Genomic DNA, 18,282 nt, shown 5'->3' with positions numbered 1-18,282 from the left:
TTTTTGCCACCGAGGTGGCTGATATCGTCTTGTGAGTGCCCACACAGATTGTCTGATAAATTGTTAAAGAGCAGTGAGTTACGCGCTTTCGCTTGCTAACTCGAGGTGGCGTATATTACGCTTTCCTCATTCAGTGTCAACCGTTTATTTCGCCGGATGCCGCTGTTTTTAATCTTTCCCGACCCGGTTACTTCGTGATGTTGTTCACGTTGTTCCCTGTCGATGGAGCGGCATTATAGGGAGTTGGATTTTAATGGCAAGCGAATAAACACAGTTTTATTTCGTTTGCCGTTTTTTTATCCAAAGACCGTTATTTTAACGCTTTTGCTATAAAGGAAGGCAAGGCAGCAAGGCTTTCAAGTACTGCGTCTGCCACACTTTCGCTTTCCGCTGTCACTGGCTTCCCTGTACGCACTAAAATTTTAGTCCCCACGCCTGCGGCAGCAGCCGCCTGCATGTCTTCAAGCTTGTCGCCGACCATATAAGAAGAGGCCATATCAATATTCAGCTCTTCTTTCGCCGTTAAGAACATCCCAGGCAAAGGCTTACGGCAGTCACAAACCTGAGTAAACTCTTTCACTGAGCCTTCAGGATGATGCGGACAGAAATAGATGCCATCGAGATCGACACCACGATCGGCGAGGGACCAATCCATCCATTCGGTCAGTGTCATAAACTGGTCTTCGGTAAACTTGCCGCGTGCAATTCCCGATTGATTCGTCACTAACACCAGTAAGAAGCCCATTTCCTTTAACTTAAGGCAGGCGTCGATTACACCGTCGATAAATTGGAATTCATCGATTTCATGTACATAGCCGTGATCGACATTCAAAGTGCCATCACGGTCGAGAAAGATTGCTGAAACAGGTTGTGCCACGTATTTGCTCCTGATGGCTGATTAACGGCGTCAGTATCGCATGTTTTCAATGTCAGTGAGAATGTTAACCTGGTTGACTTAGACGTCTAGACGCCTTAGCATCCACGACATGCTACGAGGGGCTCCCTCGCAGAGTTAAATTCACCATGTCACGGCAAAAAGACAGAATAAAAAATAATATGATTAAACTTTCAAATATCACCAAGGTTTTCCAGCAGGGATCGCGCCAGATCGTCGCGCTTTCCGACGTGAGTCTTCACGTCCCTGCAGGACAAATATATGGCGTGATCGGCTCATCTGGCGCGGGTAAGAGTACATTAATCCGCTGCGTCAATTTGCTCGAGCGTCCGACCGAAGGCCAGGTGTTGGTCGATGGTCAGGATCTGATGTCCTTTTCAGAAAAAGCATTAACCCGCGCGCGTCGCCAGATTGGCATGATTTTTCAGCATTTTAATTTACTGTCATCCCGCACCGTCTTTGGCAACGTCGCACTGCCGCTGGAGCTGGATAACCTCTCCGGGGCTGAAATTAAAAAACGCGTTTCAGAGTTGCTGAAACTGGTTGGTCTGGAAGATAAGCATGACGCCTACCCTGCCAACCTTTCCGGTGGGCAGAAACAGCGCGTCGCGATTGCCCGCGCACTGGCGAGTAACCCTAAAGTTCTGCTGTGTGATGAAGCGACCAGCGCTTTGGACCCGGCAACAACCCGCTCCATCCTGGAATTACTGAAAGACATCAACCGCCGTCTGGGATTAACCATCCTGTTGATCACCCATGAGATGGATGTCGTAAAACGCATTTGCGATCAGGTTGCGGTGATAAGCGACGGTAAACTGATTGAGCAGGATAAAGTGAGCGAGATGTTCTCACATCCGAAAACCCCGCTGGCTCAGCAGTTTATTCAGTCAACGCTGCATCTGGATATTCCGGAAGATTACGCAGTACGTCTGGTGCCCGCGCCAGAACAAGGCCGCGTGCCTTTATTGCGTCTGGAATTTACCGGTCAGTCCGTTGATGCTCCACTGCTTTCCGAAGCCGTACGACGTTTTGATGTAAACAATAATATTATCAGTGCTCAGATGGATTATGCCGGTGGCGTGAAGTTCGGGATTATGCTGACAGAAATGCACGGTTCAGAAGAAAACACTCAGGCAGCGATTCAGTTCCTGCATGAGAATCAGGTGAAAGTTGAGGTACTCGGTTATGTCTGAGGCAATGATGTGGTTAATGGGCCGGGGTATCTGGGAAACTGTCATCATGACACTGACCTCTGGCTTCTTTGGTTTTGCGCTCGGGCTACCCTTTGGTGTGCTGTTGTACGTCACCCGTCCGGGGCAAATTGCTGAGAATAAAAATGTCTATCGCGTGATGTCTGCGCTGGTGAACATATTCCGTTCGATTCCATTTATTATCCTGCTGGTCTGGATGATTCCATTTACCCGCGTCATTGTGGGCACCTCCATTGGATTGCAGGCGGCAATTGTTCCGCTGACCGTGGGCGCTGCGCCATTTATTGCACGTATGGTGGAAAATGCGCTGCTGGAAATTCCAAGCGGTCTGGTTGAGGCTTCCCGCGCAATGGGTGCCACACCGATGCAAATCATCCGCAAAATTCTGTTGCCGGAGGCCTTGCCGGGTCTGGTTAACGCAGCCACTATTACTTTGATCACTTTGGTCGGCTATTCTGCGATGGGCGGTGCCGTCGGTGCCGGTGGTCTCGGACAGATCGGTTATCAGTATGGTTATATCGGTTATGACGCAACTGTCATGAACACGGTATTAGTCCTGTTAGTAGTTTTGGTGTATTTAATTCAGTTTTGTGGCGATCGCATTGTAAAAGCGGTCACGCATAAATAACGAAATAACAACTGTAAAACGTAACCCTGCGAATGATTTTTATCCGCTTATTGAGGAAAGGACATGTCAAACAAATTTAAATCCATTGCTGTTGTCGGCGCGCTTCTGGGATCGCTGGCTTTAGCGGGCTGCGGACCAAAAGAACAAGATCCAAACCATATTAAAGTGGGTGTGATTGTCGGTTCTGAGCAACAGGTTGCAGAAGTTGCACAAAAAGTAGCGAAAGAAAAATACGGTCTGGACGTTGAACTGGTGACCTTCAACGATTACGTTCTGCCGAACGAAGCACTGAGCAAAGGTGATATCGACGTTAACGCCTTCCAGCACAAACCTTATTTGGACCAGCAGATCAAAGACCGCGGTTACAAACTGGTGCCGGTCGGTAATAGTTTCGTTTACCCAATCGCGGGCTATTCTAAGAAAATCAAATCTGTAGATGAACTGAAAGAAGGCGATCAGGTTGCATTGCCAAACGATCCGACCAACCTTGGTCGCTCTTTACTGCTGCTGCAAAAACAAGGTCTGATCAAACTGAAAGACGGTGTTGGCCTGTTGCCGACCGTTCTTGATGTCACTGAGAACCCTAAAAACCTGAAACTGGTTGAGCTGGAAGCACCACAGCTGCCACGTTCACTGGATGATGCCAAAATCGCACTGGCGGTAATTAACACGACTTACGCCAGCCAGATCGGTCTGACACCAGAGAAAGACGGTATCTTCGTAGAAGATAAAAACTCACCGTATGTGAACCTGATTGTGGCTCGTGAAGACAATAAAGATGCTGAAAACGTGAAGAAATTCGTACAGGCTTACCAGTCTGACGAAGTGAACGCTGCGGCGAATAAAATCTTCAACGGCGGCGCAGTGAAAGGCTGGTAATCCGGGTCTTCAGGAACTCAGCATTGCGCCTGAAAATTCCTGTGAAATATAGATTTTATAAATAAGTACAAGGCGGGCATATGCCCGCCTTGTTATTTTCTCAATACCTTGGTTCAATAACGCCACATTCATTCCTGTAAACATATTAAAAAGCAGAGGATTTACCATGCGTGCTTTACCTCTCTGTTTGTCGGCGCTTTTGCTGGCGGGTTGTTCCCTGACTCAACACACACAGCCAATCACCACTGCACCTGTTGTTAAAGAAGAGCCAAAGCCCGTCAAACCCAAACCGGCTCCAGTTCGCCCGGCTCCAGTAAAACTGTATAAAGATGCAGAAGCGCTGGTCGGCACACCGTTCCGTGACTTAGGCGAAGTCTCCGGAGAATCATGTCAGTCCGATCAGAATGATGCTCCGCCGAGCCTGGCCACAGCACGTAAAAGAATGCTGACCCGAGCATCCTATATGAAAGCCAATGCCGTGCTTTTACATCAGTGCCAGATCCTTGGTGGCGTACCGGGCTGCTTCCAGCAGGCAATTTGTCAGGGCTCCGCTCTGAACGTCACCTTTAAATGACCTCATTTTCTTTTGAGCAAATAGGGACCATCCACTCGCCCTATAAAGAGAAATTTGCTGTCCCCCGCCAGCCTGGTCTGATTCAGGATGGCGGCGGTGAGTTACATTTGCACGCGCCGTATAACCAGCCTGAAGCCGTTCGCGGTTTGGAAGAATTCAGTCATCTCTGGGTGATGTTTATTTTTCATCAGACGATGGACGGTGGCTGGCGTCCTACAGTGCGCCCTCCCCGCCTTGGGGGTAACGCGCGAACCGGCGTATTTGCCACACGTTCAACCTTTCGACCCAATCCGCTTGGAATGTCTTTGGTTGAGCTGAAAGGGATCCACTGCCAGGGGCAAAACGTCATCCTGCAGCTCGGCAGTCTGGATCTGGTCGATGGCACGCCGGTGGTGGATATCAAACCGTATCTGCCCTTTGCAGAAAGCCACCCGGATGCTCGTGCAGGCTTTGCTCAGCACGCACCAGACGCCGATATGCCGGTAGAGTTTCTGCCTCAGGCAGAACAGCAGCTGGCCGAACACATTCATCAATACCCTCACCTGCGTCGCTTCATCACGCAAGTGCTGGGGCAAGATCCTCGCCCGGCCTACCGCAAGGGCGAAGCCACCGAGCGGGATTATGCCGTTCGCCTGCTGGAGTTTAATGTCCGCTGGCGGGTGACAGGCTCTGTGAATCAGGTATTGTCGCTCGACAAAGACTAAATTTCCTCTGCGTCTCTTTTGGCAACACCAACTCGCTGGTAAACTAAACCACTTTTTACGTTTTGGCGGCTTTTAGCCGCCCGATTGCAATTTGCAGTGCTAACGGAATCAACACATCATGCGTACTACTCAATATCTGCTCTCTACTCTGAAAGAGACGCCAGCCGACGCGGAAGTTATCAGCCATCAGCTGATGCTGCGTGCGGGGATGATCCGCAAACTGGCTTCCGGCCTGTACACCTGGCTGCCAACCGGCCTGCGTGTTCTCAGAAAAGTTGAAAACATCGTGCGCGAAGAAATGAACAACGCGAACGCCATTGAAGTGTCGATGCCGGTAGTTCAGCCCGCCGACCTGTGGCAGGAGAGCGGACGTTGGGAACAATACGGTCCTGAATTGCTGCGTTTTGTTGACCGTGGTGATCGTCCGTTCGTTCTGGGTCCAACCCATGAAGAAGTGATTACCGACTTGATCCGTAATGAAGTCAGCTCATACAAGCAGCTGCCACTGAACTTCTTCCAGATCCAGACCAAATTCCGTGACGAAGTTCGCCCGCGTTTTGGTGTGATGCGTTCCCGTGAATTCCTGATGAAAGATGCCTACTCGTTCCACACGACGCAGGAATCTTTGCAGGAAACGTATGATGTGATGTACGCGGCCTACAGCCAGATTTTCAACCGTATGGGCCTGGATTTCCGTGCAGTACTGGCAGATACCGGTTCTATCGGCGGCAGCGCGTCTCACGAATTCCAGGTTCTGGCGCAGAGCGGCGAAGATGATGTCGTATTCTCTGACTCTTCAGATTTCGCGGCCAACATCGAGTTCGCAGAAGCGTTGGCTCCGACCGCCCCTCGCGGCGCGGCGACCGAAGAGATGCGCATCGTTGAAACGCCAAATGCCAAAACCATTGCTGAGCTGACAGAACAGTTCCAGGTGCCGGTTGAGAAAACCGTGAAAACCCTGATGGTTCATGCAACGCCAGAAAGCGGCCATAAACTGATCGCCCTGCTCATTCGCGGCGATCATGAACTCAACGAAATCAAAGCGGAAAAACTGCCACAAGTTGCAGCGCCACTGACTTTTGCTACCGAAGCGGAAATCCGTGAAATCGTTGCGGCTGGCCCGGGTTCGCTCGGTCCGGTCAATCTGCCAATGCCAGTGGTTGTTGACCGTACCGTTGCTGCCATGAGCGATTTCAGCGCGGGAGCCAACATCGACGGCCAGCATTATTTCGGCATTAACTGGGATCGCGATGCTGCGCTGCCAGAAGTGGCGGATCTGCGTAACGTGGTGGCTGGTGATCCAAGCCCGGATGGTCAGGGTACGCTGGTGATTAAGCGCGGTATCGAAGTCGGTCATATCTTCCAACTGGGCATCAAGTATTCAAAAGCGATGAATGCAACCGTTCAGGGTGAGGATGGTCGTAATCAGGTGATGACCATGGGTTGTTACGGTATCGGTGTGAGCCGCGTGGTTGCCGCCGCTATCGAACAGAACCACGACGATCGCGGTATCATCTGGCCGGACGCTATTGCTCCGTTCCAGGTCGCTATTCTGCCAATGAACATGCACAAATCTTTCCGCGTGAAAGATGCGGCAGAAGCGTTATATGCAGAACTGCGTTCACACGGTATTGACGTGATCCTCGACGATCGTAAAGAGCGTCCTGGGGTAATGTTTGCGGATATGGAACTGATCGGTGTTCCGCATAACGTCGTGATTGGCGATCGTAATCTGGACGCTGAAGAGCTGGAATACAAAAACCGTCGCTCCGGTGAAAAACAAATGATCAAACAAAGCGATATCGTTTCTTATCTGCTGGGCCAGATCCCGCGTTAAGGATCTGCCAAAGATCGTTGTATATAAAAATGCCCGCATTGAGCGGGCATTTTTATTTGTGCTTTTCGCTTAGCAGCGGTACTTACGGACAAGCTTTGGTTGCATCAAACTTTACGTTTTTATCAGCCACCACAGCTTTCTGCATCTGCCCTTCTTCCATCGACGGTTCCGTCATGAAATGACCATCCATTGATACAAAGACCAGCTGATTTGGTGCCTTACGCGCCGCGAGATATCCCTGTTGCAGCGATTTGCTGGCAGACATCGGGAAAACTTTCCCTGTCGCACAATCCTTGAAAGAAGCGGCATCGGCGCTGTACTGCATCATACCGGTCAGCGGCATGGGCGTCTTCGGTAAACTCTGCTGCGTAGGTTTCAGCGTGTAATTGAGCGACGAAATAATCGGCGCACCGCTGGTATCAAGCATTTCAAGATTTTCATCTTTCGGGTGGAAGTAACGCTTTTCACCCTTAGCATCGGTCAGGACCAGCTTGTCAGCGGTTCTCGCCCAACTGCCATAGCTGGCGAAAGTCTGATCGCCGTATTTGGCTGCCTGATAGGTTTCCTGCAGAACATACGTGCCGTCCTGCTGGAGGAATAAGGATGTCTCCAGCCCGCCACAATCGGCGCACGGCAGGACACCACTGTAACTTTGCTGCATCGCCTGCAACGGTTTTTCCTGATTGAAGGCAGCGGTGTGGCAGCCAAACAGTGACAGCGCCCCGAGCGCCAGCACTGCGGTTATGATGATTTTTTTCACAGTTTCTCCCCTACTGCTCTTTCTGAGTGTTGCGATAAAAATTGTCCTGCAACACGATATAAGGCTATCGAACTTTGCCCCGCAATGCTTTTGTCGCGCCCTTGCGCACTTTGCTTTCCACCCGGCGGATCTTAGACCCCTTGGTTGGCTTAGTTGCACGACGGGGTTTTTCCACCACCATCGCCTGCGCAATCAAAGTATTCAACCGTGCCAGCGCCGCTTCGCGGTTCTGTTCCTGGCTGCGGGATTCCTGCGCCTTGATAACCACCCAACCATCAGCCGTAATGGAATGGTGATTGAACGCCATCAGACGTTCTTTATAGTAGTCTGGCAAACTTGAGGCTTTAATATCAAAACGTAAATGTATTGCCGTTGACGTTTTATTGACGTTCTGGCCACCGTTGCCCTGCGCGCGGATTGCCGTTAATTCAATTTCGCTGTCTGGTATTTCCATTTTGCCGGAAAGGATTAGCACACCTGTTACCTTGCTTCTTTTACGACTGACTCTTTCCATTCAGAAAAATGAATTTCTAAATTACTCTGAGCATCGGAAAGCCAAATAGTTCCGTCTTGCAAAGTCGCTTGTAAATCCATGGTTCTGCTGCCAAATGCGGTGAGCTGAGTCAGCATTTCATCGTCGATATAACGAATGCGCAAATTCTCAAAACCTCTGACTTTGCCTTCGATTTGCGACCACCAAACTCTGGCCGCGCGCTCACCGTAAGCGTAAAGCACCACTTCGCGCGACTGGTTACAGGCTCTTTTCAGACGCTTCTCATCAGGCAGCCCTAATTCGACCCATAACTCGATGCCATTATGGTCATTTTTACGCCAGATTTCCGGCTCATCTTCTGCGCTTAATCCGCGGGTAAACGTCAGTCGCTCATCGGCATGGTAAATCCAGGCAAGCAGACGCAGCATCATGCGTTGTTCTGTTTCTGAAGGATGCTGGGCCAGTGTCAGGTTGGCGTCATGAAAGAAATTGCGGTCCATATCAGCGATGTTGATCACTGCTTTATAAATAGTTGCTTTTAACGCCATGGTAAACCTCTTGATGATAGACGCACAGTGTACTTGAAAGCGTCACGTCGCGACCAGTTTAACCCCGCAGGTCCTTCTGAATAACCGTTTCAACGCAAACGATAAACCTTTGTGGGTTGTCTAATAACTGAGACTCTCCTGTGCTATAGTCGATAAATACTGAGAGCTTATCTTTCTGCGCTTTCCTCAGAGGGATACGCTTTTAAGGGAGAACCTATGCAACAATACTGTGAGTTGGTACGCCGTAAATATTCAGAGATTGCCAGCGGCGATCTGGGATATGTGCCCGATGCATTGGGCTGTGTATTGAAAGCATTGGACGAAGTGGCAGCAAACGCTGACCTTCCGTCCTCCGTTAGGGACCAGGCGGCCTATGCCGCCGCTAACTTATTGGTGAGCGATTATGTCGATGAATGATGAGTACCAACCCATCAATTGTGATGACTACGATAATCTCGAGCTCGCCTGCCAGAGTCACCTGGTGTTGACACTGAAGCTGCGTAGCGGAGAAATCGTCGAGGCGAAGGCTAACGATCTGCTGATGCGTAAGAAAGTAGAATATCTGGTGGCCGAGGTGAACGGCGAACAACGCGACCTGCGTCTGGATTACATCGAAAGCTTTAGTCATCCGGAAATTGGCACCGTGGTGGTCAGCGCTGAGTAGCGCGCCCTCCACACGTCAAACTAACGGGCAATCTCAGGATTGCCCGTTTGCATTTCTAAGCCCGGCTATTTCAGCGGCGCGAGGCTGGCGTAATATGCCGCCAAATCGCTGATATCCTGATCTGAAAGCGATGCCGTGAATGCCTGCATCACCCCCGCCTGCCCGCCGCTGCGCCCACCTTTCTTATACGCATGTAATGACAACGCCAGATATTCAGCGTTTTGCCCGGCTAAGTTAGGGTAAATCGAATTTGTCGCTTTACCGTTTGCGCCATGACAGGCGGCACAACTGGCCGACTTAGACTGCCCGTCAGCACTGTTTCCCTGCGCGAAAACCGGCGAACTCGCCACTAACAGTGCCAAAATACCTGCAACGTTACGCATTACTTCTCCCGCGGGCTTAGAATGTCCGCCCCAATTAATCATCTCATTTCTTCTCAGGCAACGGACCAGATGACCTGCCATTGCGCTTCATTGTCTTCGGCCAATGCCTGACGGGTAATGAACCAGCCCGGCGCGGCAATAAGTTGCTCATTGTAGTAAATCAACGGAATACGGTCACGCTGCCACGGCGGCACGCCGAGTTCAGACCATAATTTCTTGGCCTGACGCGCGCGGTCACGCCCGACTTTCTCGATATTCCCGTGCGCCTGAAAACGTATAGAGACGATTTCACCGGTACGCGGCTGACGAACAAATGCGTTTTCATCGTCCGCTACAGGTGAGGAAGCGATAGACAGAGTGCCCAGTCCGTCCGGCAGTGTTAAAGACTGAGCAGGATCCCAGTTCAGCACGACCTCTTTCAAAGGCTGAAATTCTGGTAACAGATACAAACGCTGACGAAAGCGACGAACGGTCAACGCCCCCAGTCTTAACTGCGCCTGCGCATCTTCCCGGCTTAGCGCGACTTCATTCCAGATCATTTGTAACTGTTCCCGCGAAGGCATCTTCGCACCGCGTCGGGCCAGCCAGCGGCGCAGTAAGGCAGAACGTTTCACGTCAGAAACGTCGAGTAGCCCTTCTACCGCTAAACTGCCCTGCGAATCCGTTAATCTGCTCAGAGCTTCACTCAGCAGTTCATCCAGAAGAGATTCCTGTTCCGCGCACAGCGCCGCACTACGGGCAGTGGCCTGTGCAAAATGCGGCCAGCGCTGATACAGCTCAGGCAGAATATTAAGACGCAGGAAGTTACGATCAAAACGGGGATCCTGATTGCTGTCGTCCTCGATCCAGTTCAGGTGATGCTCACTGGCGTAGTCTTCCAGCTGTGCGCGGCTGATACTCAGCAGCGGCCGTAACAGACGATAACCCGGCGAAAAGCTGTCCGCACTCATTGCCGACAATCCCGCAGGCCCGCTGCCGCGTTTTAACGCCAGCATAAATGTTTCGCACTGATCGTTTAGATGTTGTGCCGTCAGCAGCACTTCATCTTTAGCCAGATTCTCTGCAAATGCCTGATAACGAGCAGCTCGCGCCGCTGCTTCAATGCCGCCGTCTTGTACATTCAGCTGCACATGCGCGACAGAAAACGCAATGTTATGTTGCAGGCAAAAGGCATGGCAATGCGTTACCCAGCTATCGGCAAACTGGCTTAATCCGTGATGAACATGCAACGCACGCAGCTGTATCTCCGGCAGCACAGTGTCACGCAGTTCTGCCAGACCCGCCAGCAGCACCGTGGAATCCAGCCCTCCGCTGAACGCCACGCAAAGCTTTCGTGCATCACCCATTTTTATGCGCAGATGCTCAGACAGAAAGCTGGCCGCAGAGTGTGAATTCATAGAGTTACCGGGATTCGTACAGTTCTAACGGCAAGCCGTCAGGATCGGAGAAAAAGGTAAACTGCTTGCCGGTATAGGGATCAACGCGAACAGGTTCGCACCCAACGCCCGCCAGCTCCAGCGCGGCAACAGACTGCGCAATATCATCAACGCTGAACGCCAGATGGCGTAGCCCGCAAGCTTCCGGGCGACTTTGGCGCGCCGGGGGAATCGGGAAGCTGAAAAGTTCGAGGGTGTACTGGCCATTCAACGCTAAATCCGCTTTCCATGAATCCCGCTCTTCGCGATAAAACTCCTCCACCAGCGTGAAACCGAGGATATCGCAGTAGAAGCGTTTACTGGCCTGATAATCAGACCCGATAACGGCGATGTGATGAATTTGGCGTAGAGTAAGCATGGCGTTTGTCCTGTTGATTATTGTGGTGCACGTTACTCAGCGTACCCGCAGACGTCAATAAAAAGCCCTCATCATGAGGGCTGTAGGTTATTCCGCGTCAGGAAGTTTAAGGACTTTCACCAGATAGCGCCCGTCTTCGGTCAGCCGCGCACCGTGAATATCCGTTTCAAAGCCCGGATAACGTTCGCCGATCGAACACAACATGATCAGGAAATCGAGCACGGCGCGGCTTTCCTCTGTGATCATCTCGCCCGGCATCACCACCGGCACGCCTGGCGGATAAGGCAGGATCATATTGGCCGAAACTTTACCGATCAGTTCGTCAATGTCGCATTCGTCGATATGTCCGCGCACCTGATGCTGGAACATTTCGTACGGCGTCATTTTCATTTCCGGCAGGACATCAAAGGCTTCCAGCATTAAGCGCGGCAGATCGTGACGGACGATCAGCTTGTGGATCCCCTGCGCCAGATCCTGAATACGCATATTGCGATAGAAATCGGGATCTTCCGCGTAAAGGTCGGGCAGCATATTTTTGACGCGCAGATTGAGATCGTAGCTGCGTTTGAAATCGGTCAGCCCGCGCATCACGCTCATAGACTTGGTTTTATCAATGCCTATGCTGAACAGGAACAGAAGATTGTAGGGGCCGGTCTTTTCAACCACTACGCCCCGCTCATCAAGGAATTTCGCCACCAGCGCCGCCGGGATCCCCTCTTCTTCCAGCGTGCCCATTTCATTCATGCCGGGCGTGAGGATCGTCACTTTGATCGGATCCAGATACATATGATCGGTATCCGCATTGGCGAAACCATGCCAGTTGTCATCCGGATTGAGTGGCCAGCACTGAGCTTCATCAATGTGTTCCGGCTGCCAGATATCGAAGAACCACCCGTCGGTTTCCTCGCGCAGTCTCTGGATCTCTTTACGAAAATGCAGCGCGCGCTCAACGGAACGGTTGATCAGCCGCCGTCCAGGATTACCGCGCAGCATCGCGGCTGCCGTTTCCGCTGAGGCTACGATGCCGTAGTTAGGGGATGTCGTGGTGTGCATCATGTAGGCTTCATTAAAGGTGCTTTCGTTGTAATCGCCTTTAATGTGGATCATCGACGCCTGCGAAAAAGCGGCCAGTAACTTGTGCGTAGACTGGGTTTCGTAAATGACTTTACCAGGCACGCGCTCACCGCTCATGCCGCTTTTCCCCTCGTAGATCGGGTGGAAATTGGTATAGGGCACCCAGGCTGAATCAAAATGAATCGAAGCGACGTCCAGCGTACTTTTAATGTAGTCAGTGTTGTACAACAGACCATCGTAAGTGGAGTTAGTGATGACGGCATGCACCGGCCAGGTGGCATTTTCAGTTTGCGTGATTTTCTCTTCGATACTTTCACGGGAGAATTCGTGTTTGGGGATCCCGCCAAGAATGCCGTATGCGTTACGGTGCGGACGCAGATAAATCGGCACGATATTGGTCATCATCATCAGATGCGCCAGCGATTTATGGCAGTTGCGGTCAATCAGTACCGTGCTTCCCGCCGGCGCGGCGTACATTCCGACAATTTTGTTGGCCGTCGAGGTGCCGTTGGTGACGATATAACTTTGCTCGGCTCCAAAAGTGCGCGCGATATATTCTTCGGCTTCGAGATGCGGACCGGTGTGATCGAGCAAAGAACCGAGTTCGGTGACTGAAATAGACACGTCGGCCTTCAGCGTTTTGGCCCCAAAGAAATCATAGAACAGCGTGCCGACCGGGCTTTTCAGAAAAGCCGTTCCCGCCATATGCCCAGGCGTACAAAACGTATACTTACCTTCCTCGACGTATTTAAACAGCGCTTTGGTCAGCGGCGGCGTGATGGTATCAATGTATTCGTCGGTGTACTGGCGGATGCGTTTGGCGATATCGTCCGCGGCGGTCAGCGCATACTCAAAGAAATACAGCACCATACGCATTTCATTCACATCGACGTCCAGCGTCGAATGCGTATTGATGAACGCGTAGAGGGGCAAGTATTCGTTGAGCTCATTAATTTCTGTGCACAGCTCTTCGCTGTGCTCATCCCAGTCAAAAATGGCTCCGCAAATGCGGGCATTATTTTCGATGAGTTTCAGTAAGTCAGCGCGGTCCCGGGGATAAATCACCTGGAATCCGAGAAGCGTCAGGGCGCTATCCAGTTCGCGGATTGGCTCTTCTTTGTAGTAAGCCCCTTCCGGGCGCATGATAGCGATAATATTCATCTGACAAATCCTTCTGTTATTAGTATCTCATTTATTTATAGAAACACGGTTAGCGCCGGGTGTGTACCCTTTCGCATTGATTTTCTGGCTGGCAGAGGGAAATTAAGAATGCAGGAAGGACTGAAGAAGAAAAATGGACAATAAAAAAGGCCATGCATTTGCATGGCCTTTCGGAAACTGGGGCTGAATCAGCAATAGCCGTAAGTCATCAGACGCTGATAGCGACGGTTACGTAATTCTTCCGTGCTCAACACATCCAGATCGCTCAGATCAGCTTCCAGTTGCGCGCGCAATGAAGCCGCCATTGCCTCAACGTTACGATGAGCGCCGCCCAGAGGCTCAGGGATCACCGAGTCGATCAGCTTAAGTTCTTTCAGACGAGGTGCCACGATGCCCATCGCTTCTGCTGCCAGAGGCGCTTTATCCGCGCTCTTCCACAGAATTGATGCACAGCCTTCCGGCGAGATAACCGAGTAGGTGCTGTATTGCAGCATGTTCACTTTATCGCCCACGCCGATAGCCAGTGCGCCACCAGAACCACCTTCACCGATAACGGTACAGATGACCGGCACGTTCAGACGTGACATCTCACGCAGGTTACGGGCGATCGCTTCAGACTGACCACGTTCTTCTGCACCGACGCCAGGGTATGCACCCGGAGTGTCGATGAAAGTGATGATTGGCAATTTGAAACGTTCGGCCATTTCCATCAGGCGTAATGCTTTGCGATACCCTTCCGGAGCTGGCATACCAAAGTTGCGACGGACTTTCTCTTTTGTTTCACGGCCTTTCTGATGACCAATGATCATCACGGCACGTTCACCCAAACGAGCAATCCCGCCAACGATAGCTTTATCGTCAGCGAATGCACGATCACCGGCCAGTTCATCAAACTCAGTGAAGATATGTTTGATGTAATCCAGGGTATAAGGGCGACGAGGATGGCGCGCCAGTTGGGCAATCTGCCAGGCGCCCAGATCAGAGAAAATCTTACGAGTCAGTTCAACGCTTTTCTCGCGCAAGCGTGCAACTTCTTCGTCCAGATTAATATCCAATTTTTCGTCTTGACGGCTGACTGCAGTCAGCGAGTCAATTTTCGCTTCGAGTTCCGCAATCGGCTGTTCAAAATCAAGAAAATTCAGACTCATAGCATTCCTATTTTAGTCAAATTCCAGTTCCACCTGCTCGCTACCGACCAGGCCTCGCAAATCCAGCAACAGTTTGTCCGTTGGCGTAACACGCCAGGACGCCCCGAATCGAAGCCGGGCTCTTGCGTTTTCTCGTTGGTAATACAGATGTACTGGTATCGTCCCCGATCGATGAGGTTCCAACGATTGGCGGAGACGGTTCAAAAGCTGGTCATCAATTTGCCTGTCAGTCAGCGAGATAGCAAGACCGCGAGCATATTTTTCCCGTGCTTCACTGATGTCCATAATATCGCGGGCCATCATTTTAAGCCCGCCGCTGAAGTCATCAAAGCTGACCTGTCCTGTGGCGATAAGGATACGGTCTTTTTCCAACAAATGCTGGAATTTTTCCAACGCTTCGGTGAACAACATCACTTCCAGACGACCTGAGCGGTCATCTAACGTACAGATCCCAATGCGGTTACCGCGCTTGGTGACCATAACCCGTGCAGCGAGAACCAGTCCCACTGCGACAGTCATTTTACCCCGATCGGTCGGGTGCATGTCTTTCAAACGCTGGCCGCCGCCATAACGCTCAATTTCTTTCAGATATTGAGTGATCGGATGGCCGGTGAGATACAGGCCCAGAGTTTCACGTTCACCGTCCAGCACCGTCTGTTCAGGCCAGCGCATCACGTTGGCGTAGGACTTCTCCACCTGCTCCGGCGCTTCGGCCAGAACGCCAAACATATCTACCTGACCGATGGCTTCGGCTTTGGCGTGCTGGTCAGCGGCTTTCAGGGCATCAGGCAGAGAGCTCATTAACGCTGCGCGATGCGGACCTAAACGGTCAAAGGCACCGGACATAATCAGTTTTTCGAGGATGCGCTTGTTGAGCTTTTTCACATCTGCGCGGGCGCAGAGATCAAACAGTTCCCTGAAATAACCGCCTTCGTTGCGTGCTTCAATGATCGCTTCGATCGGGCCTTCACCGACACCTTTGATCGCGCCGATGCCGTAAACGATTTCACCCTCGTCATTGACGTGGAAATGATACTGCCCGCTGTTAATGTCCGGCGGCAGGATTTTTAGCCCCATGCGCCAGCATTCATCTACCAGCCCGACGACTTTCTCGGTGTTATCCATATCCGCGGTCATGACGGCCGCCATAAATTCAGCGGGGTAATGCGCTTTCAGCCACAGCGTCTGGTAAGACACCAGTGCATAAGCGGCGGAGTGGGATTTGTTAAAGCCATAACCGGCGAATTTCTCCACCAGGTCAAAGATTTTGATCGCCAGCTCGCCGTCGATGCCGCGCGCTTTCGCACCGTCTTCAAAGCCACCGCGCTGCTTGGCCATCTCAACCGGGTTTTTCTTACCCATTGCACGACGCAACATGTCCGCGCCGCCCAGCGAATAGCCCGCCAGAACCTGCGCAATCTGCATAACCTGTTCCTGATACAGGATAATGCCGTAGGTCGGCTCCAGTACGGGTTTCAGGGATTCATGCTGCCACTGGATATCCGGATAGGAGAGCTCTTCGCGACCGTGTTTACGGTCGATGAAGTTATCAACCATGCCGGACTGCAATGGCCCCGGACGGAACAGTGCCACCAGGGCTATCATATCTTCGAAGCTGTCAGGCTTGAGGCGCTTAATCAAGTCTTTCATGCCACGGGATTCAAGCTGGAAGACCGCGGTGGTCTCCGAGCGTTGCAGCATGTCGAAACTTTTCTTGTCATCGAGCGGAATGGCCGCGATATCCAGCGGCGGCTCGCCCGCTTTTGCACGGCGGGCATTGATCATCCCCAGCGCCCAGTCGATGATAGTCAGCGTACGCAGGCCGAGGAAGTCGAACTTCACCAGTCCCGCATATTCCACGTCGTTTTTATCGAACTGTGTGACCGGGTGATTACCCTCGGCATCACAATACAGTGGCGCGAAATCGGTAATTTTGGTCGGTGCGATTACCACACCGCCGGCGTGCTTCCCGGCGTTACGGGTGACCCCCTCCAGCTGACGTGCCATGTCGATCAGCGACTTAACTTCTTCATCCGCTTCGTAAATTTCCGGCAACTGCGGTTCAGCAGCAAAGGCTTTTTCCAGCGTCATGCCCGGATCGGGCGGCACCAGCTTGGAAATACGATCGACAAACCCGTACGGGTGTCCCAGCACGCGGCCCACGTCGCGGATAACCGCTTTGGCGGCCATCGTACCGAAGGTAATGATCTGCGAAACCGCTTCACGACCATACATTTCTGCCACGTGATCAATAACCTGATCGCGTTTTTCCATACAGAAGTCGACGTCAAAGTCGGGCATGGAGACACGTTCAGGGTTAAGAAAGCGTTCGAACAGCAGGTCGAATTCGAGCGGATCCAGATCAGTAATTTTTAGCGCATAGGCCACCAGAGAGCCCGCACCGGAACCACGTCCCGGCCCGACCGGCACGTCGTTATCCTTTGACCACTGGATGAACTCCATCACGATCAGGAAGTAGCCGGGGAAGCCCATCTGGTTGATCACTTTCAGTTCGATATCCAGACGCTCGTCATACTCAGGGCGTCGCTGGGCGCGAACTTCAGGATCGGGGAATAAAAACTCGAGGCGTTCTTCGAGGCCGATTTTGGATTTATCGACCAGAAAATCTTCTGTGGTCATGTCACCGGTCGGGAATTGCGGCAGGAAATACTCGCCCAGACGGATGGTGACGTTGCAGCGTTTGGCAATCTCCACGCTGTTTTGCAGCGCTTCGGGAATGTCTTCAAACAGCTCGCACATTTCATCTTCACTGCGCATATATTGCTGAGCAGTGTAATTACGCGGACGTTTTGGATCGTCGAGCGTAAACCCGTCGTGGATCGCCACGCGGATCTCATGGGCATCAAAGTCTGTCGGCAGCATGAACCGCACATCGTTGGTCGCCACAACCGGCAGACCGCGCTCGGTGGCCAGCGCCACGGCGGCGTGCAGGTAGTTTTCTTCTTCGGCGCGGCCAGTGCGGATCAGCTCAAGGTAATAGCGATCCGGGAAATATTGTTGATAAAAGTCCAGGCACAGCTCGACCTGAAAATCGTTACCACGCATCAGAAACTTGCCGACATCGCCCATTTTAGCGCCCGAAATCAGGATCAATCCTTCATTGAGTTCGGCCAGCCATTCACGATCCACAATCGGGCCCGCTGCGCCATAACCGCGCTGATAAGCACGGGAAATAAGCAACGTCAGGTTCTGATATCCCTGATTGTTCATCGCCAGCACTGTCAGCTGCGCCAGCTCGTCACCAAGGATCTCGCTTTGGATATTTAAATCAGCACCGATAATCGGCTTAACGCCAGCGCCGTGTGCAGCACCGTAAAATTTGACCAGACCGCACAGATTGGTGAAGTCAGTGATCCCCAGAGCGGGCATGCCGAGTGACGCTGCGCATTTCACCAGCGGACCCACTTTCGCGAGTCCATCCACCATGGAATAGTCGCTATGTACACGCAGATGAATAAAACGAGGTTCGGCCATATCCAGAGTCCAGAAATGAGTGAATTAAGGGTTT

General features: G+C 51.9%; 19 protein-coding genes. 8 read left to right on the top strand and 11 right to left on the bottom strand.

All coding sequences use genetic code 11. The features are described from left to right. Window positions 1-310: 310 nt before the first annotated feature. Window positions 311-877 carry a D-glycero-beta-D-manno-heptose 1,7-bisphosphate 7-phosphatase gene (gene gmhB / locus TU92_RS19860; RefSeq protein ID WP_112168893.1) on the bottom strand — a complete coding sequence of 189 codons (567 nt, stop codon included), beginning with the start codon at window positions 875-877 and terminating at the stop codon, window positions 311-313. Window positions 878-1,056: 179 nt separating this feature from the next. On the opposite strand from gmhB, the gene metN reads away from it, so the two are divergent. From metN to TU92_RS19845, 3 genes are all read left to right on the top strand, one after another. Continuing rightward, window positions 1,057-2,088, top strand: coding sequence for a methionine ABC transporter ATP-binding protein MetN (metN, locus tag TU92_RS19855; RefSeq protein ID WP_112168892.1), 1,032 nt, complete (start codon window positions 1,057-1,059; stop codon window positions 2,086-2,088). Further along, entirely contained in the window at window positions 2,081-2,734 is a 654-nt protein-coding gene (locus TU92_RS19850) for a methionine ABC transporter permease MetI (protein ID WP_112168891.1), read from the top strand. Before metN ends, TU92_RS19850 begins: the two co-directional genes overlap by 8 nt. Before the next feature lie 63 nt (window positions 2,735-2,797). Then, a complete protein-coding gene (locus tag TU92_RS19845) occupies window positions 2,798-3,613 on the top strand; it encodes a MetQ/NlpA family lipoprotein (RefSeq protein WP_112168890.1) in 816 nt (271 codons plus the stop codon). A gap of 9 nt (window positions 3,614-3,622) precedes the next feature. Here the strand turns inward: TU92_RS19845 and TU92_RS22340 are convergent, their stop codons facing one another. Then, a complete protein-coding gene (locus tag TU92_RS22340; protein ID WP_167457535.1) occupies window positions 3,623-3,781 on the bottom strand; it encodes a hypothetical protein in 159 nt (52 codons plus the stop codon). Between TU92_RS22340 and rcsF the strand changes: the two genes are divergently transcribed. The 3 genes from rcsF (at window position 3,780) to proS (ending at window position 6,728) form a co-directional block, all read left to right on the top strand. Continuing rightward, window positions 3,780-4,187, top strand: a complete 408-nt coding sequence (rcsF, locus tag TU92_RS19840; RefSeq protein WP_112168889.1) for an Rcs stress response system protein RcsF — start codon at window positions 3,780-3,782, stop codon at window positions 4,185-4,187. The two genes, TU92_RS22340 and rcsF, sit on opposite strands and share 2 nt — an antisense overlap. After that, window positions 4,184-4,891, top strand: coding sequence for a tRNA (N6-threonylcarbamoyladenosine(37)-N6)-methyltransferase TrmO (gene tsaA, locus TU92_RS19835; protein WP_112168888.1), 708 nt, complete (start codon window positions 4,184-4,186; stop codon window positions 4,889-4,891). Before rcsF ends, tsaA begins: the two co-directional genes overlap by 4 nt. A 118-nt stretch (window positions 4,892-5,009) precedes the next feature. After that, window positions 5,010-6,728 (top strand): proline--tRNA ligase, encoded by a 1,719-nt coding sequence (gene proS, locus TU92_RS19830; RefSeq protein ID WP_112168887.1) that lies wholly within the window; start codon window positions 5,010-5,012, stop codon window positions 6,726-6,728. Window positions 6,729-6,810: 82 nt separating this feature from the next. On the opposite strand, the gene nlpE is transcribed toward proS, so the two are convergent. The 3 genes from nlpE to TU92_RS19815 all read right to left on the bottom strand — a co-directional run bounded on the left by nlpE (window position 6,811) and on the right by TU92_RS19815 (window position 8,529). Next, entirely contained in the window at window positions 6,811-7,488 is a 678-nt protein-coding gene (gene nlpE / locus TU92_RS19825) for an envelope stress response activation lipoprotein NlpE (protein WP_112168886.1), read from the bottom strand. Between the two features lie 64 nt (window positions 7,489-7,552). Next, window positions 7,553-8,002, bottom strand: coding sequence for an alternative ribosome rescue aminoacyl-tRNA hydrolase ArfB (gene arfB / locus TU92_RS19820; RefSeq protein WP_414061611.1), 450 nt, complete (start codon window positions 8,000-8,002; stop codon window positions 7,553-7,555). Then, window positions 7,969-8,529, bottom strand: a complete 561-nt coding sequence (locus TU92_RS19815) for a YaeQ family protein (protein ID WP_056781698.1) — start codon at window positions 8,527-8,529, stop codon at window positions 7,969-7,971. The genes arfB and TU92_RS19815 overlap by 34 nt, the downstream gene beginning before the upstream one ends. 216 nt (window positions 8,530-8,745) lie before the next feature. Between TU92_RS19815 and TU92_RS19810 the strand changes: the two genes are divergently transcribed. Together TU92_RS19810 and rof are read left to right on the top strand one after the other, a co-directional pair. Continuing rightward, a complete protein-coding gene (locus tag TU92_RS19810; protein WP_112168884.1) occupies window positions 8,746-8,946 on the top strand; it encodes a YaeP family protein in 201 nt (66 codons plus the stop codon). Then, entirely contained in the window at window positions 8,933-9,193 is a 261-nt protein-coding gene (gene rof / locus TU92_RS19805) for a Rho-binding antiterminator (protein ID WP_112168883.1), read from the top strand. Before TU92_RS19810 ends, rof begins: the two co-directional genes overlap by 14 nt. 65 nt (window positions 9,194-9,258) lie before the next feature. Here rof and TU92_RS19800 read toward each other — a convergent pair whose 3' ends face one another. From TU92_RS19800 to dnaE, 6 genes are all read right to left on the bottom strand, one after another. After that, the gene (locus tag TU92_RS19800) at window positions 9,259-9,576 is read right to left on the bottom strand and encodes a c-type cytochrome (protein WP_112168882.1); all 318 of its coding nucleotides are present in this window, start codon (window positions 9,574-9,576) and stop codon (window positions 9,259-9,261) included. A 53-nt stretch (window positions 9,577-9,629) separates the two neighbouring features. Then, on the bottom strand, window positions 9,630-10,973 hold the full coding sequence (tilS, locus tag TU92_RS19795; protein WP_112168881.1) for a tRNA lysidine(34) synthetase TilS: 1,344 nt from the start codon (window positions 10,971-10,973) through the stop codon (window positions 9,630-9,632). Window positions 10,974-10,977: 4 nt separating this feature from the next. Then, the gene (locus TU92_RS19790) at window positions 10,978-11,370 is read right to left on the bottom strand and encodes a VOC family protein (RefSeq protein ID WP_112168880.1); all 393 of its coding nucleotides are present in this window, start codon (window positions 11,368-11,370) and stop codon (window positions 10,978-10,980) included. 87 nt (window positions 11,371-11,457) lie between these two features. Next, entirely contained in the window at window positions 11,458-13,605 is a 2,148-nt protein-coding gene (locus tag TU92_RS19785) for a lysine decarboxylase LdcC (RefSeq protein WP_112168879.1), read from the bottom strand. Window positions 13,606-13,793: 188 nt separating this feature from the next. Then, window positions 13,794-14,753 carry an acetyl-CoA carboxylase carboxyl transferase subunit alpha gene (accA, locus tag TU92_RS19780; RefSeq protein ID WP_112168878.1) on the bottom strand — a complete coding sequence of 320 codons (960 nt, stop codon included), beginning with the start codon at window positions 14,751-14,753 and terminating at the stop codon, window positions 13,794-13,796. Between the two features lie 12 nt (window positions 14,754-14,765). After that, the gene (gene dnaE / locus TU92_RS19775) at window positions 14,766-18,248 is read right to left on the bottom strand and encodes a DNA polymerase III subunit alpha (RefSeq protein WP_112168877.1); all 3,483 of its coding nucleotides are present in this window, start codon (window positions 18,246-18,248) and stop codon (window positions 14,766-14,768) included. Between the last annotated feature and the right edge of the window lie 34 nt (window positions 18,249-18,282).

It is taken from the genome of Rahnella inusitata, from assembly GCF_003263515.1.
GTDB lineage: Bacteria > Pseudomonadota > Gammaproteobacteria > Enterobacterales > Enterobacteriaceae > Rahnella > Rahnella inusitata.
This window is presented reverse-complemented; position numbering and strand designations above follow the sequence as displayed.